This window comes from Mucilaginibacter sp. P1_A3, from assembly GCF_056406855.1.
The window spans coordinates 77124-92971 of record NZ_JBFTZJ010000002.1 but is presented as its reverse complement, the minus strand read 5'-3'; the positions used below and the strand labels follow the sequence as shown (position 1 = coordinate 92971).

At 38.8% G+C, this 15848-nt stretch carries 14 protein-coding genes; 9 read left to right on the top strand and 5 right to left on the bottom strand.

What is annotated here, in order from left to right; all coding sequences use genetic code 11:
- Window positions 1-5: 5 nt before the first annotated feature.
- Entirely contained in the window at window positions 6-350 is a 345-nt protein-coding gene (locus tag AC1D0K_RS04685) for a hypothetical protein (RefSeq protein WP_477399505.1), read from the bottom strand.
- 442 nt (window positions 351-792) lie between these two features.
- The gene (locus AC1D0K_RS04680) at window positions 793-1806 is read right to left on the bottom strand and encodes a hypothetical protein (RefSeq protein WP_477443136.1); all 1014 of its coding nucleotides are present in this window, start codon (window positions 1804-1806) and stop codon (window positions 793-795) included.
- 1274 nt (window positions 1807-3080) lie between these two features.
- On the opposite strand from AC1D0K_RS04680, the gene AC1D0K_RS04675 reads away from it, so the two are divergent.
- A complete protein-coding gene (locus AC1D0K_RS04675) occupies window positions 3081-3536 on the top strand; it encodes a hypothetical protein (RefSeq protein WP_477395489.1) in 456 nt (151 codons plus the stop codon).
- Window positions 3537-3557: 21 nt separating this feature from the next.
- On the opposite strand, the gene AC1D0K_RS04670 is transcribed toward AC1D0K_RS04675, so the two are convergent.
- Window positions 3558-4928, bottom strand: coding sequence for a tyrosine-type recombinase/integrase (locus AC1D0K_RS04670; protein ID WP_477463006.1), 1371 nt, complete (start codon window positions 4926-4928; stop codon window positions 3558-3560).
- Here AC1D0K_RS04670 and AC1D0K_RS04665 point away from each other — a divergent pair.
- The 5 genes from AC1D0K_RS04665 to AC1D0K_RS04645 all read left to right on the top strand — a co-directional run bounded on the left by AC1D0K_RS04665 (window position 4910) and on the right by AC1D0K_RS04645 (window position 11813).
- Window positions 4910-6055 carry a methionine aminotransferase gene (locus AC1D0K_RS04665; RefSeq protein WP_477395493.1) on the top strand — a complete coding sequence of 382 codons (1146 nt, stop codon included), beginning with the start codon at window positions 4910-4912 and terminating at the stop codon, window positions 6053-6055. The two genes, AC1D0K_RS04670 and AC1D0K_RS04665, sit on opposite strands and share 19 nt — an antisense overlap.
- 143 nt (window positions 6056-6198) lie before the next feature.
- The gene (locus tag AC1D0K_RS04660) at window positions 6199-6984 is read left to right on the top strand and encodes an amidohydrolase (protein WP_477395484.1); all 786 of its coding nucleotides are present in this window, start codon (window positions 6199-6201) and stop codon (window positions 6982-6984) included.
- Window positions 6985-7190: 206 nt separating this feature from the next.
- Complete coding sequence (locus AC1D0K_RS04655) at window positions 7191-8141, top strand: hypothetical protein (protein WP_477395483.1); 951 nt, start codon at window positions 7191-7193, stop codon at window positions 8139-8141.
- Between the two features lie 266 nt (window positions 8142-8407).
- Window positions 8408-11131, top strand: coding sequence for a carboxypeptidase regulatory-like domain-containing protein (locus AC1D0K_RS04650; RefSeq protein WP_477395481.1), 2724 nt, complete (start codon window positions 8408-8410; stop codon window positions 11129-11131).
- 277 nt (window positions 11132-11408) lie between these two features.
- Window positions 11409-11813: a DUF1761 domain-containing protein gene (locus AC1D0K_RS04645; protein ID WP_477395479.1), complete on the top strand. Its 405-nt coding sequence runs from the start codon at window positions 11409-11411 to the stop codon at window positions 11811-11813.
- 95 nt (window positions 11814-11908) lie between these two features.
- Here AC1D0K_RS04645 and AC1D0K_RS04640 read toward each other — a convergent pair whose 3' ends face one another.
- The gene (locus tag AC1D0K_RS04640) at window positions 11909-12340 is read right to left on the bottom strand and encodes a DUF6526 family protein (RefSeq protein WP_477395477.1); all 432 of its coding nucleotides are present in this window, start codon (window positions 12338-12340) and stop codon (window positions 11909-11911) included.
- 178 nt (window positions 12341-12518) lie between these two features.
- On the opposite strand from AC1D0K_RS04640, the gene AC1D0K_RS04635 reads away from it, so the two are divergent.
- Window positions 12519-13382, top strand: coding sequence for an aldo/keto reductase (locus tag AC1D0K_RS04635; protein WP_477463005.1), 864 nt, complete (start codon window positions 12519-12521; stop codon window positions 13380-13382).
- An 87-nt stretch (window positions 13383-13469) separates the two neighbouring features.
- A complete protein-coding gene (locus AC1D0K_RS04630; protein WP_477395473.1) occupies window positions 13470-13892 on the top strand; it encodes a hypothetical protein in 423 nt (140 codons plus the stop codon).
- Window positions 13893-14108: 216 nt separating this feature from the next.
- On the opposite strand, the gene AC1D0K_RS04625 is transcribed toward AC1D0K_RS04630, so the two are convergent.
- Window positions 14109-14417, bottom strand: coding sequence for a YciI family protein (locus AC1D0K_RS04625; RefSeq protein WP_477395471.1), 309 nt, complete (start codon window positions 14415-14417; stop codon window positions 14109-14111).
- Window positions 14418-14614: 197 nt separating this feature from the next.
- Here AC1D0K_RS04625 and AC1D0K_RS04620 point away from each other — a divergent pair, with 197 nt between their 5' ends.
- Complete coding sequence (locus AC1D0K_RS04620; protein ID WP_477395469.1) at window positions 14615-15781, top strand: galactokinase; 1167 nt, start codon at window positions 14615-14617, stop codon at window positions 15779-15781.
- The last annotated feature ends 67 nt before the right edge of the window (window positions 15782-15848 follow it).

Here is a 15848-nt window from a genome sequence, read left to right as displayed (position 1 = left end):
GTTAATTATACTTCAATATCATCTGCCATAATCTGTAGATATATGGCGTATTCCGGGTAAGCCTGATTTGAAAAGCTTATGTAGTTGGCTACCTCTGATAAGCACTTGAATTTGTGCGCTTCACCTCTGAAACTTTCTTCCGGGATACTGCAATACAGCTTATATAAGCTATGCTCTTCATCATATTTTAACCATAGGGTTGTTTGCGCTCCCTGATGCGTGATTACTAAACCGCAATGGCAATCACATTGCCAAACGGCATCCATATAATCAATCTCGTTGAATACCTCTAACAGGTGGCTTAATTCCTGATTTACCGTTTCATTTACCGCTGTTGAATGTTTACTCATATTGAATCCTCCTTTATTATAAATACACTGTTCCTTTTTTTAATGCCCCGAATAGTAAAACTAAATTTAGATTTAACTTATCCCCTTTAAATGCGAAATGCGAAACCTAAGCTTCGCATTTTTAATCAACCTTGCGTTGATTTTGACTATTTATCACCCTCACTTATCGCCAATTTTCTTCCGGTTTTGCACCTGATTTTTTCTAAAACAAATATCGGGTTTTCAACCCAAAACATCAAATATTTTTACACTTAACTATCTGGAAATAAGCAAAATGAACTGTAGTAAATCTGAATTTAGTTTTACTCCCAAATGGACATTTTTTATAGCTAAATGGAGGTAAGAAGTTCAGACGGTCTAAAAAATTAGAGTGAACTTCTTAGTTGTCCATTCAGTAGGTTAAAACCTTAAAATTAACTTATAAGCAATCTAAAGTTGAATTTCAGGCTGCCAGTTCGGCATCTAAAACGCTTGAAAGTGTCACCGTATGGGTTGAAGCATCAATATCAAATGTTAAAATCCACGTTTCGGTTGTAAAGGTGTCGCTGCCCTGATGACCTTCCGCAACCAATTGTGATAACCTGCGCTCCATTGCAAATCGCTCCATAAAGCCCATAAGTTGGGTAGCCCTCTTATATCTGGTACTGTTCACCATCAGAAAATCTTCCATCGGTTGAACATCTGTATTTAGTACCGACCCCGCTTTTCGGGGTTTAGGTTTTACAATTTCAGCCTTTGCAGCGGTTTGTGCTTTAAGCCCTACTAAAAACTGTTTAGCCCTATCAACTGGTTTAGCCTCTGGTCTTAGTTCTTGCGCTGCTTCTGGCTGCTTTGGTTTTAAAGCCTCCGGGATTTCCGGGGTTGAATCCATAACAGGCAAAGCAATGCTGTTAGCTATTAAAGCTGCTTCCAATATCTTAATATAAGCATCTTTATCATCAGGCTGTACATCTAAACTCTGTTCAGTTGTTGGTTGAACCATTACGGGCTGCCAGTCGTTTGAGCGTTTAACCCAAGCGGTTGTTTCGGCGTTACGGCAAGCTGAATCATCCGCAACATAACGCTGTACCCACAACGGGCAATCTGATGTGTTCAGATAAAAGAAGTGCTTATTAACGGTAGCTTCATTCAAGTAATTGAACGGTTTTACCATTGAATAGTGTTCTGACTTTGCGCCTCTGATGCTTTTACTTGACAGTTTGATAACGGATGCTTCAACCAGAGTTTTCTTGATGAAGGATAGGTCATTACGGGTCAACGACAAGAACCATCGGTGATTATTAAGGTCAAGATTGTAACCTGACTTATTGTTGTAGTAGTTGCACTGGTGAATTATGTACCGTACTTTATCTAATTTATCTTCTGAGTAAGCAGGGAATAATCCTGATAGGTCTAATGATTTTGGGGTGTTGAAAATTACAGGTTGTGTAATGTCATTTTTGAAATTTGATTGCATTGTGTTATTAATATACCTTCCAAACCTTTAATACCGAGTACCAGTCGGTATAGGCAGATGTACCCCAAGGTTTGGTACGAGATACACCTGCACAATAAACAATGAATTGCTTTTTTCTTATAAATACATCAGTTTTTGATAGAAGTCTAATGGAAAAGCAAAAAGTTAAAATAAATACTTTCAACTCCCAATAAAGTAAATATAGTGCAGTACTTGCAGAAGTCAAGCGAACGGGGCAACTAAATTTGAGAATGACCTCCGGGTATGTAAAAGCCGTGGGCGTTGAAGATTTCTATCAGCCCCGGCAGTATGTACGCCGATATATACGAGTATATATACTTCAATTTGTACGGCAGTATGTACGAATTTATGTACTTCAATATGTACGGGTATATGTACGCCGATATGTACGGCAGTATGTACGCAATAGAGTATATAGAGTTATAAAGAGAAATAAAGAGTTATATAGAAATATAAAGAGATTTAAAGAATTCAAAGAGTATCAAAGAATTGAAAATTGAAATCTAAAAGCACATAGGTTACTGTTTGATAAAATTCTCCAAACAATATCCCAAGGATGACTACCCCTGCGGGGTGTTGAAGGTATCCTTTCAGGTTTTAGTTTTCAACTTGCAAAGCAATATCCTTTTTGATTAGAAATCCCCCGGAGGGCAAAGAGGTACAAATCTTCAACCTGCTTATGTAGAAATCCTTCAATTGGTTTAGGCACGAAAGTGCATTTTAGGTAAGAGCGTAGCCAGTTTTGAAAATTTTTCAAAGTTGAAAATGATAAATGAAATAACTTTCAACCTGCGAAGCAGTCTCTTTTAACTGTTTTACCTGTACCCGAAGGATTATATCTCAATTGGAACAAGGCTTTCAGGGTTCAGACCTATGCCGGGGACGGCATTTTCAATAGGTTTAAGGGCGAAATCTCTGGTATAATTTATTATACGCAGGCTAAAACCTATTTTAAAGCCTATTAATGCATTAAATGCTTTCAACAATACACATATCAAAAACTTTAGAATTATTGAATACATAAGAGATATTAAAGCCTAAATGAGGTTTAAAAGCTATAAAACCTAAAAGTAAATTTAGTTTTACGTTTTACTTCAATCTTCTTAGTAAATACCTTTTCAATCGGGTTAAGCCATTGCCCGGAGGGCATTTTAAATAAGGGGGATTTAGTAAATATTTCCATCCGTTTTCAACCGACAATCCTTGTTTTTTTTCGATAAAATAGCGATATTTATAGGTAAAATATGATTAATATGGATTCAACGCCGATAACTATAAATAGCAGTGACCGGGATACGATACGAAAACTTTTCCAGAGGAAACAACCTCTGGAAATTGCATCTGTCAACCTAACCGATAAAGTTGAAAGGGATAGGTTTCTTCAAGATTACCGGGAACACGAAGTAAAACAACAACGGGTTGCCGATGCAACAAAAGGGTTTAACCCGGATGTTCACGTTATAGTCTCCAAGGAACAATTGGATATCACCAACCAGATTAAAGGTTTGGCGGGTATGGCATCAACGTTGCAGGACATAAAAAATGTACAGAGCGATATGGCTACCAAGGTAACCGAAATTCACGCTGTACAAACTGGCAAACTATATAAACCTAAGAAAACTTTAAACAGCAAGGAAAGAAAAGAAAAGGAAGAAGCTGAATTTCAAGAAGAAAGAAGACAAATACATTTAAGTTGGTTAAATAAATAAGGGGCGGATAGACCCTTTAAATTAATCGAAAATAAATGAATCCTGAACATCCATATTTAATTCTAATTGCTTTAAGTACTTTTCAGTTGTAGCAAACTTTTCGTGTCTGCATTGGGTTTGTACATATCGCAAAACATCTGTTTTAGACTTGTCTTGATAGTTGGCGTTAACAAAATCTGTAACCCCGGAATGTTTAAAACTATAAGGTGTCAAACCCTCTTTTTGAAAAAGATGGGGATGTTTTATTTTCAAAACATCGAACCCAATATTAAACTTCCGTTTCCAATTGCTCAATAAAGGGAAATTTGAAGGTTTCATTTTTTTGCCAACCACATAAAAATCTGGTTGGTGTGGAAATGCGTTTAAATAAGTTTGAATAGCTTCTTTTAACTGTGGGGTCATTATCACCCATCTTATTAAGCCATCTTTTTGTCCTTTGGCGTTTTCAGGTCGAACTGCAATTCTCCGGGTATCCAAATTGAAATCTGCAACCTGTAACCGTAAAGTTTCGGTACTACGGATGTAAGCATAATACGTTATCCGCAACATCATAGCAATACACTTATCCTTTTTATCAAAGTAATCAAATATAATATCCCTCTCTTCTTTCGTGAAAATCGAAAACCGTTCTGTAGCCTCTTTCGGTTTGGATTGAGTTTTGGCAACCGGGTTATCCTCCAACCGCTCCTGCTCAACCATAATTTTGAAGAACCCAAATAACAGCACACGTTTATCATTGTAGGTATTATTACCCCATTTTATTTTAGGGTCTGGATTGAGGTAATAAAAATTCATAAAATCCAAAAGGTGAATTTTTGTTATTAACCTAATGTCTTTATCAAGACCTTTACTGACTACATACTTTCTGAACTGATTTTTGAAAAAGTGACTTCTACCCTTTGCCGTTTCAACCTGATTTGGTTTTGGATTATCATAACCCAATAATTTGAAATAAAAATTCACACATTCATCATAAGTATATTTTTTAGCTTCCTTAATCTCAGCTTCAATAATTGCTTTTACAGTTTCAGGTCTTTTCTTATCAATTCCATCTTTTAAATCTGCTTCAACATAGCGTAAAAGCTTATGGGCAACTTTATCCCTTTCCTTTAAATCCTCAATCTTATTTAAGGGTTTGGAGAGGTTGTAAGCTTTCCCATATTCCTTTAAGGGCGCAAAATCATCATCACCCGGATATTTAATACTGTACCTGATGCACCATTTTTTATTAACTTTGTCTTTATAGATGTACGGGGGTTTGAAGTCAAACATTCTCATTTTTATAATTTTTAAAGATATCAAAATCCTATGAAAAAAATCCCTTTTAAATCCCTTTATAGCTTGAAAGGGCTTAAAACGCCATAAAACTAATGATGATACCTGTTGTTTCAAAATTACCGCAAACCGGCACAACCATATTCACCGTTATGTCTGCCCTGGCCAATGAGGTTGGTGCCATAAATCTGTCGCAAGGATTTCCTGATTATGATTGCTCACCTGCGCTGATTGAGCTGGTTAACCAGGCCATGAAAAACGGCCACAATCAGTATGCTCCAATGGCCGGTGTAATGAGCCTGCGCGAAAAAATAGCCGAAAAAACAGAAAAACTTTATGGAGCTATTTACAACCCAGAAACCGAGATAACCATAACTGCCGGCGGAACGCAGGCTATTTTCACAGCAATAAGTGCTGTAATACATCCAAATGATGAGGTTATTATATTTGAACCCGCATTTGATTGCTACGCCCCTGCTATTAAACTGATGGGCGGTGTAGTAAAATCACTGGCGCTTGAGCCGCCCAATTACCGCATTGCCTGGGATATGGTAAAAAGGCTGATCAACCAAAAAACAAAAATGATCATCCTTAATTCGCCGCAAAACCCAACGGCAACCATTTTACACAAGGAGGACATTGATGAGCTAAGCGCTTTAGTTAAAAATCAAGATATTTTAATATTAAGCGATGAGGTATACGAACACCTGATATATGACGGGCAAACTCATCACAGTATGGCGCGTTATCCCGAATTGCAACAACGCAGTTTTATAGTAGCATCATTTGGTAAGCCGTTTCATGCTACCGGGTGGAAAGTAGGCTACTGCATGGCCCCTGCTTTCCTGATGCAGGAGTTTAGAAAAATTCACCAATTTTTGGTATTTGCCGTAAATACGCCTATACAATATGCTATTGCCGAGCATTTAAAAAATGAAGAAACTTATTTAGGCCTGCCCGGGTTTTTTCAACAAAAAAGAGACTATTTCCGCGATGGGTTGAAACAAACCCGTTTTGAGCTTTTACCATGCTACGGATCATACTTTCAATCAGTACGTTACAGCAACATTACCGATGAAAAAGATGCCGATTTTGTATTGCGTTTAACTAAAGAATTTGGGGTTGCATCCATACCTGTTTCAGCCTTTTATACTAAAGGTATCGACCATCATGTTTTAAGGTTTTGTTTCGCTAAAAGGCAAGAAACTTTGGATAAAGCCGTTGATAGGTTAATGAAAGTTTAATTTTAGAATAGTTGAACCTTTAACGATAGTTTGTTGTTTCAGCTAATAACTTTAAACAAATTTAATATCATGGACATTATATAGTCCACAAATTTATAACATCCATGGACCATTGATTATGGTCTGTCGACTTAAAAACGCTTATGGATAATCTTAAAATAACTGTTTTTCAAGGGTACCTTTTTTGGGAAAATACAGACAAAAATTTACAGAATATTTCTCTGCGATTATCTGGCGGTATTCGCGAAAAAACGGACCTTATCATCCTGCCCGAAATGTTCAGCACCGGGTTTACCATGGATGCCGAACGACTTGCCGAACCCATGGATGGCAAAACTACAAAATGGATGCACAAGATTGCACAGCAATATGATTGCGCAGTAACCGGCAGTATCATTATCAAAGAAAAAGATAAATACTACAACCGCCTCATTTGGATGCGCCCCGATGGCACTTACGATTATTATGACAAACGCCATCTTTTTGCTTTAGGCAAAGAGCATAACACCTATACTCCCGGAACAAAAAAGCTTTTTGTTGAACTGAATGGCTGGAAAATTTGCCCAGTTATTTGCTATGATTTACGTTTTCCTGTATGGCTGCGCAACGTTGGCGATAACCCTTACGACCTGCTCATTGTAGTAGCCAACTGGCCCGAGCGCCGCGCTATGCACTGGCGCACCCTATTACCGGCCCGCGCTGTTGAGAACCAGACTTACGTTATCGGTGTAAACCGGGTTGGTCATGATGGTAATGAAGTTTATCACTCCGGCGATTCTACCTGTATTGACCCTAACGGTAATGTAGTTTATTACAAACGCGACGAAGATGATGTATACACCTTCTCTATTATTGCTGACGAAGTGAAGAAAGCTCGCCGCGCCCTGCCTTTTTTAAAGGATGCTGATGAATTTAAGATAAAGCTTTAGCTATAATTAATCAGGCAGGACTTAATCGCGTGCTTACTCTGATTTTTGTACCGGCAAATAATTTTAAACATTGAATTTTTAATTTCAAGTGTTTTTTATTTGCTGTTCATTCTAAAATCGCTTGCTCTAAGGTCCTATGTTCAAAAATATGATGTCCTTTTACCGGTTTATTGAATTATATATATCTTTAAGCCGCTATGCTACCAATGAATTTTAAAACAACAAAACAGGCGTATTTAATACTGTTTATTACAATTTCAATTATACAAACCGGTTGCAACGGAGGAGCAAACAGTGGTAAAAAACAACTAATTGATTTTAAGCCCTATAATGGCATCAATTATTCAGAAGTATCCCGCCGGCAAAAAAACGGACTTTCTTTTAACGAATATGGTTACCAGCTGGAGCCTCAATGGAAAATGAAGTTCGTGTCTGATGATTCGGTGAGCATATACAGCCCAACAAAACAAGCATTCATCAATTTCCCGTTAACCCGTGGTTATGATTCCATCTTTAATGCGGCACGATCATGGTTAAAGGTTCAAAAAATAAGTAAAGACAGCCTTGTTCTCGAGATCATCAAACAAAAAGGAGATTCGCTGGATATTAAAGGCACCAAAGTATACATGCGTTTTTTTGCGGATAACTATGTTAAAAACGTATTGCACACGGATACATCCATATTAAGGCGCCCGAGCCGTAAGGATACCTTATATATCCAATCTTTGGCTGCAAAAGCAAACAAGGATTACAAGAAGGCTTTTTCGGCCAGGCAACCGGTTGAACTTATAAGCAAAAGTTCACAGATAAAAGTTACCCGCCGCACAACCAAACCCGAAATCGAAAATAACTTCGATCCATCCGATGATTACCTTGCCCCTACTTATGATATCGTTATCAACAAGGCATATAAGGATTTTTATTATTCCTTCACAATGTATGTTGATGATAAGGGCGGTATGTATTACGGCAACGCACTCGTTGATCTTGCCTCAAGCGGCCCTGAGTTTGAGCGCGCTTACAACCGAATTGCGAGTGGCATTATGAACAGCTATTTTAAATTTTATTTAAACATCAAGCCAGGATCAACCCTTGGTATTGTACATTCCAGTATGGTATCTGTGCATGTAGAGGGCAAAACCGTGGCTGCTAAATAACAATAGTTCGTATTATTTTAACTTCATTTATAATGCCAAAAAGTAACAATTATGTTATTTTAAACTGCATGTATACAATTGCGCTTACCTTTCGCAGCACAAAGTCTGTGGTGGTAAATTTTGCGTACCCATTGCATACAATTTAAACTATAAACCCGTTCAAAATACCGCCGGGTTGTAAAAAAATGTTAAATCCTGTTTGCCTCCGGTATGCAACAACCCTAAATGTTTATATTAGCCCCTGTTAGCTGCTTTATATTATATTAATGATATCAAGAAAATTTTTACTCGTAGTATCCCTCTTATTATCTTTTAGCTTAGCCGCACTGGCCCAGCAGGATAGCATCCCCATTAACACCATTATAGAAAAAACCGCCAAATACTCGGCCGCGTTCCCTATAGAAAAGGTTTACTTGCATTTAGATAAACCTTACTATGCCGCCGGCGATACAATTTGGCTTAAGGCCTATGTAACCGTTGAAAAGCATCAGCCATCGGCGCTTAGCGGCATTGTGTATGTGGATCTGCTTAACAGCCAGGACTCGGTACTTACAAGCCTCAGGCTACAGTTAAAAAACGGTTTTGCCAACGGAAACATAACGCTTGATGGTGCAACATTTAAGCAAGGCGCTTATCGCATAAGATCATATACTAACTGGATGCGCAATTTTGATCCGGATTATTTTTATGACCGCACTATAAACGTGGGGAACGCTATTGATAACAAGGTAAACACTTCAATATCCTATAAAAGTTCTGGCAAAAGAGGTGGTCTTATAAAACTTAATGCAAATATTGTTTATAAAGATCCGGCGAGCGTGCCCTATGCCGATAAAAAAATCACCTGGCAATTGATGCGCAATGGCGACCCGATAAGCAAAGGCCGCGGCACAACAGATGCAAATGGCAATCTGCTGGTTGAACTGCCGGAGAATAATTCGGAAACTATTACATCCGCATCATTGGTTACGGCTATTGATATGGGTGACCGCCAATTTGTTACCAATACTTTCCCCTTAAATGGTTCCATTACCAACTTTGATGTACAGTTTTTTCCCGAAAGCGGGCAGTTAACCAACGGTGTACGTACCAAAATAGCATTTAAGGCTATTAATGCCAAAGGACTGGGTGCAGATATTAAAGGAAACATTACCGATGATAAGGGAACTGAAGTTGCAACATTCACATCGGCACATTTGGGTATGGGCGTATTTGCCTTAACACCCGAAAGCGACAGAGCCTATACAGCAAATGTTACTTTCCCTAACGGATCAACTGCTACCTATAAACTGCCCCGGGTTCAAAGCATGGGTATTGGGCTTGCAGTTTTCAATAACGAGCCTGATAATTTAACCGTTAAAATATCAGCTAACGATGTTTTTTTACAGCGTAAACAAAACAAAAGCTTTTACCTGGTAGCGCAAAGTGGCGGGGTTGTTTATTATGCCGCTTCAACGGTGTTGGAAAATCTTACCTACTCTGCCAATATCCCAAAAAGCAAGTTCCCTACAGGTATTTTACAGGTTACCTTGTTTTCATCCGGAGGTTATGCACTTTGTGAGCGTACTGTTTTTATTCAGCATAATGATCAGTTAAGCCTTAATTTAAAAACCGATAAACCTTCTTATACGGTAAGGCAAAATGTAAAAATGTCGGTTACCGCGCTTAATAAAACAGCTCCTGTTGTGGGCAGTTTTTCAGTTGCCGTTTTGGACGATGCCACCATACCTTCAGATGAAAATAATGAGCAAACTATTTTAAGCAACATTTTGCTAACATCAGATTTGAAAGGTTATATAGAAAAACCAAACTACTACTTTAACAAACCCGACCAGGAAAAACTGGATAACCTGGATATCCTGATGCTTACCCAGGGCTATAGCCGTTTTAATTACGAGGATATTCTGGCCGATAAAAACCCGCCTATTTATGTCGCTCCCGAACAAAGCATTGAAGTAACGGGCATTTTACGCACCAATACAGGTTTACCGGTAAGCAAGGGTAGTATCAGGCTGATAGTACCTGATAATAACTTCTCGGCCGAAACACTTACGGATATGACTGGGAATTTCAAATTCTCGGATGTAGTTGTGAGAGATACTTCTAAGATTACCCTGAGCGCACGTAATAATGTGAATAGCAGAAACATGGTGATCAATGTAAATGGTGAAATTTATCAGAAGATTAGTAAAAACAACAATATAGCAGATGAGATAGTAAATATTGATAGTGTTATACGCCCCTACCTGGAAAATAGCCGTAAACAATTTCAAAGCTCAAGAGTGCTTAAAGAAGTAGTGATAAAGGCTAAAACAATAGTAAAAAAAGTAAGTCACTCAGATTACGGAACTTTCTCTGGCCTTAGCGCACAGGCTGATCATGAAATAAATCCCGATCAGCTTAAGGGATGCCCTATTTTAATAAATTGTTTAAGTACCATGGCGCTTGGTTTAACCTATGTTGACAATAACTTTTATGTTACCCGTAGCTATAATCAGGGTAACAAGCAGCCCGTACAGATTTACCTTAACAGTGCGCAAATTGATGTTACCAACCTGGCATCAATGAGTGGCGATGAAGTTGAATCTGTTGAGATATTTGTTACCGATGGCTTAAGTGGCATTAATCGTGTAAACGGTACAAAAGGTGTAATGATCATCCACAAAAAGGTGATAAAAAAAGAAAAAATTTCGCTGTCGCAATTGATGGCGCTTATACCAAAACAAAACGTAATTACCTTTTCTGTTCAGGGATATTCCAAGGCAAAAGACTTTTATGTACCTAAATATGAGGTAGGCAAAAGCAGTGTAATAGGGCTCGACCTGCGTAACACAATTTATTGGAACCCTAAAATCACCACCGATAAAAACGGCGTGGCCACTTTTAGCTTTTTCAACAGCGATGCGCGAGGCTCCTACCGTGCAATAATTGAAGGCATTGATGGTGATGGTAATTTAGGCCGGCAAGTATTGCATTTTAATGTGAAATAAGATTTTGAGATTTTTGGACGTTCGGGTTTTCGGACGTTCAGATAAAGGACTAAAAGACGTTCGGACAAAAGACTTTCGGATATTCAGAACAAGGACAAAGGAGTAGATCCTTTGTCCTTTGTCTTTTAATCCTTTGTCCGAATATCCGAACGTCCTTTGTCTTTTAGTCCTTTGTCTGAATATCCGAATGTCTTTTGTCCGAAAGTCTATCCTCCGAAACTCCTTTGTCATTTATCATAAAAAAACTTAATTTTATTGAACACATAAACTTATCATTATGAATCCTTCTCTCATTAATTGGCTGGCGGTTATAGTGGCGGCCTTATCTGCATTTTTAGTTGGCGGTATATGGTATTCCCCTGCCCTGTTTGCCAATGCCTGGATGACCGACAGTAAACTTACTACTGACGAATTAAAAGCAGGCAGCAAATTACGATCGTTCGGGATGACAGCGGTATTCTCATTAATAATGGCTGCTAACCTGGCGGCTTTCTTAGCCGATGCCAAAACAGATCTGGCCTGGGGTACAACGGCAGGATTCCTAGCTGGTATCTGGACATTTAGTGCTATCGCTATCCACAGTTTATTTGAACTGAAAAGCTGGAGGCTGATATTTATTAACGGTGGCTACAGCCTGGTATCGTTAACACTGATGGGAGCTATTTTGGGAGCCTGGAGGTAATGGCTATAGAGGAGCCAAATTCTCACTTAATCATATAACAGTGGTGTAGTTAACAATACAGATTAATTACACCACTGTTATAGTTTATAACTGCATTATACCCTGTGATAATCGCCTCTCCACTTTTGGATAGCTTTCTTAATATCGTTTGGGCTAAGGTTTTCGCTTAATGTTTTTTCGATAAGCTGTACTACTTCTTCATCGGGTGCAAAACGCAGGGCTGCTATTTGCCCAATGGTAAGCTGGCGGCTTAATGGCTGGCGGGTTAATATAAAATATCGCAGGCCTTCTTCGGCGCGTATGGCCCTATCCTGTGCTTTCATCGGGAAAACACGCATAAACCAGAACATAAAAAAGAAACAAACAAAAACAAGCAATATCAGCAGTGAGGACATAAGTCCCTCGGTTTGCCATTGCTTTACCACATTTACTATAGCCAAAGCAAATCCTGCTAAAAGGAAAAAGCTTAATACATAATGATAGCCTATTACATTACGCTTGTGATTGACAAAATTTTGATCAGTCATTGGATTTGTTTTTGATGGAAAGATAGCCTTTTAGTAGTTAATATCAAGTGCCGGCATAGGAGCAAAATCTTGATACTTGATACTAATTACTTGCTACTTATAATGACATTTACGTTATATTTCTCATAAACAATGCAGCCATATTTGAGTTGAAATAATAATAAACAAAATCAAAATTATGGCTACTACAACAAGTTCATTTGAAAAAACTTTTAGTTTAGGCGGCGATTTCACTATAAACCGTTTAGGCTACGGCGCCATGCGCATTACCGGTCAAGGTATCTGGGGACCTCCGGCAGATAAATTTGAATGCATCCGTGTGTTAAAGCGTGCGGTTGAACTGGGTGTAAACTYCATTGATACAGCCGATAGCTACGGTCCCAATGTATCTGAAGAGTTAATTGCCGAAGCACTTGCACCCTACCCTGCCGACCTGGTGATAGGTACCAAAGGAGGCCTGCTGCGTACAGGTCCCAATGAATGGCCTGTAGACTCATCGCCAGAGCATTTAATGCAGGCATTAGAAGGCAGCCTGAAACGGCTAAAATTGCAACGGATAGATCTTTATCAACTTCACCGCATCGACCCAAAAGTACCCGCCGAAAAATCCTTTGAATTTTTACAAAAAGCACAACAACAGGGTAAGATCAAACATATTGGCCTATCCGAAGTGAGTGTTGCTGAAATAAAAAAAGCACAGGAATTTTTCGAAGTGGTATCAGTACAAAACATGTACAGCGTTGATAATCGTAAATGGGAGGCAGAACTGGAATATACCCGCGATCATAACATCGCCTTTATTCCATGGTTTCCACTGGGTGGCGGTAACGTACAAGGCGAAGAAGTGTTGCAACGTGTGGCAAATAAGCATAACGCTACCATCCACCAGGTTGCATTAAGCTGGTTATTGCACCATTCGCCCAATATTTTATTGATTCCTGGTACCTCAAGCGTTGGGCATCTGGAAGAAAACATGAAAACTATTGATATTCAATTATCAGAAGATGATATAGATGTATTGAACACATTGGGCGAAGTATAAAAAACTTCTCATTTAGCCTAAAAAAACAAAAGGATGTCATTATGTTTATGTCATCCTTTTGTTTTAGTTGAAAGCGATATAACGAACATGAAAACCAAAGAAGAAATATTAAATAGCTTTTATACAGCCAGTGCCAATGGCATGCCCGAAATATCTGCCGCCGAACTGCTTAGCGCGATGGAAACCTACAAGCTGCAATGCCAGGAAGATGCCTTTAACGCTGCCCGCAGGCTAAAGGATGAATCGCCCGCCCAACCCCATTATAAGTTTGCAAACTTTAATGAGTATTTAAAAAGCACCGAGATTAAAGTATCGAAAGTAGAAAAAGATGAGCTCAGCGAACACATTGCCTTAGTAGCTGATAGCGTACTACCAAATTTTTTACCCGATGATCCCGCTGTAAATGAGTTTTCATTTGATTTTAATATGATGGGTATTGGCTATACCGCTTTTTATATTAAAGATAAAGATGGTTACTGGCAAATGAAAAGATGGAAGCTGGGCAGGTAGGCGGTTTTCAGTTTGCAGTAGGCAGCGGGCAGTTCGGGGTAGACAGTTTGCACTGGGCAGTTAGCTTTATAGAGCTAAATTTTGTCTGAACGCTATTTGAACATGAATTTTCAACTTGCTTTCCTCCATTTATTGCGAGCTATAAACAGCCAGTTGAAAACCATAAACTGCCCACCATAAACTGCCTACTGCAAACTGTAAACTGCCCACTGCAAACTAAACCGCCGCCACTTTATAAGGCTTCACATCAACCGATTCCCATACTTTTTGGGTAATGTAAGGCTCATTTTGTTTCCAGGCATCAAGCTCTTCTTCGGTTTCAAATTGCAATATCATAACCGAACCTATCATATTCCCTTCATCATTTAACACAGCTCCGCCCAAAACATAATTTCCACTTGCTTTAAGCGCTTTAGCACCATCAAGGTGATGCGGGCGTACATTCATACGGCGTTGTAAAGCGCCTTCGTCGGTATAATCATATCCGGTAATCAGGTATTGTTTCATGGCTTTTAAATTTGGCATTAATTTACCAGGGTGTTAAGCTGATCCTTGTTGTTTTGATTGCCGTAAAACTATAAAATTAAAAACGCAGACAAAATTTTAAGTCATAATGCTTCTTTTGGGCTCTTTTTTAACCCTTTTTTGAAATTAATTTAAATTTATAACTGTAAATATGACAATTTTTACAATATTTGTTTTCCAGTAAACCAACCTGAACAATGAAGAATACTTTACACCAGGAATTCAATAAAATTTTTAACAAAGAAGCAGACAACGCTTACTTTTCACCCGGACGCGTAAACCTTATTGGCGAACATATTGATTATAATGGCGGCCTGGTAATGCCATGTGCCATCACTTTTGGTACCTACCTGCTAACATCACCTAATGAAGATGGCGTTTTCCGTTTCAGGAGTTTAAATTTTGACGAAAAACAGGACGTCCCTTTGCAAGCGTCATATGAAAAAGTTGGCGAAAACTGGTTTAACTTCCCTATTGGGGTCATCGATTCTTTCATAAAAGAAAATCACGAGCTTAATGGTCTCGATATGCTTTTTTACGGCGATATCCCTATTGGATCTGGTTTATCATCCTCTGCTTCCATTGAGGTAGTTACCGCTTTTGCACTCAACGATATTTTTAAAAGCGGATACAGCAAGCTTGATTTGGTAAAACTTTCCAAATCGGTAGAAAACAACTTCATCGGTGTAAACTGTGGCATTATGGACCAATTTGCAGTTGCATTTGGCGAAAAGAACAAAGCATTGATGCTTAACTGCGATACGCTGGACTATGAGGCTGTTGACAGTAACCTTGGCGATTATGTTTTAGCCATTATCAATACCAACAAACCCCGCAAACTGGCCGAATCAAAATACAATGAACGTGTGGAGGAGTGTCAAACAGCTTTAACTGCTCTTCAGCAAGAACTAAACATCAATCACCTGTGCGATATTGATGCCGAAACACTTCAAAAATACCAATACCTGATAACTGACACAGTTGTACTTAAGCGTGCCAAACACGTTATTGAAGAAAATGACCGTGTAAAACTTGCTGCCAAAGCTTTAGCCAATAATGATTTAGCCGAGTTTGGCAAACTCATGTATGCATCTCATGATTCCCTGCGGGATTTGTACGAAGTAAGCGGTATTGAACTTGATACAGTGGCAGAGTACAGTAAAACAAACCCTGATGTTGCCGGTGCCCGTATGACAGGTGCAGGTTTTGGCGGTTGTGCAATAGCCCTTGTTAAAGGCGATGCCTTTGAAGATTACAGCAAAGGTGTAACAGATTACTACACCAGTAAAATAGGCTATGCACCATCCGTATACAGCTCTTTAATTGGCAACGGCGTAGGTTTACTAAACGAGGTGGCTATTTAAGCTATTTATCAATACTTTTGCGCCTCGAAGTTTATTAGTTTATTGATAAAGCTAATGAACCAGTAAA

Coding starts and splice junctions, on each gene's coding strand:
- AC1D0K_RS04660 (WP_477395484.1), top strand. CDS start 6,199: ATGGATAATCTTAAAATAACTGTTTTTCAAGGGTACCTTTTTTGGGAA.
- AC1D0K_RS04680 (WP_477443136.1), bottom strand. CDS start 1,806: ATGCAATCAAATTTCAAAAATGACATTACACAACCTGTAATTTTCAAC.
- AC1D0K_RS04675 (WP_477395489.1), top strand. CDS start 3,081: ATGGATTCAACGCCGATAACTATAAATAGCAGTGACCGGGATACGATA.
- AC1D0K_RS04625 (WP_477395471.1), bottom strand. CDS start 14,417: ATGCCAAATTTAAAAGCCATGAAACAATACCTGATTACCGGATATGAT.
- AC1D0K_RS04620 (WP_477395469.1), top strand. CDS start 14,615: ATGAAGAATACTTTACACCAGGAATTCAATAAAATTTTTAACAAAGAA.
- AC1D0K_RS04665 (WP_477395493.1), top strand. CDS start 4,910: ATGATACCTGTTGTTTCAAAATTACCGCAAACCGGCACAACCATATTC.
- AC1D0K_RS04645 (WP_477395479.1), top strand. CDS start 11,409: ATGAATCCTTCTCTCATTAATTGGCTGGCGGTTATAGTGGCGGCCTTA.
- AC1D0K_RS04685 (WP_477399505.1), bottom strand. CDS start 350: ATGAGTAAACATTCAACAGCGGTAAATGAAACGGTAAATCAGGAATTA.
- AC1D0K_RS04640 (WP_477395477.1), bottom strand. CDS start 12,340: ATGACTGATCAAAATTTTGTCAATCACAAGCGTAATGTAATAGGCTAT.
- AC1D0K_RS04630 (WP_477395473.1), top strand. CDS start 13,470: ATGAAAACCAAAGAAGAAATATTAAATAGCTTTTATACAGCCAGTGCC.
- AC1D0K_RS04655 (WP_477395483.1), top strand. CDS start 7,191: ATGAATTTTAAAACAACAAAACAGGCGTATTTAATACTGTTTATTACA.
- AC1D0K_RS04650 (WP_477395481.1), top strand. CDS start 8,408: ATGATATCAAGAAAATTTTTACTCGTAGTATCCCTCTTATTATCTTTT.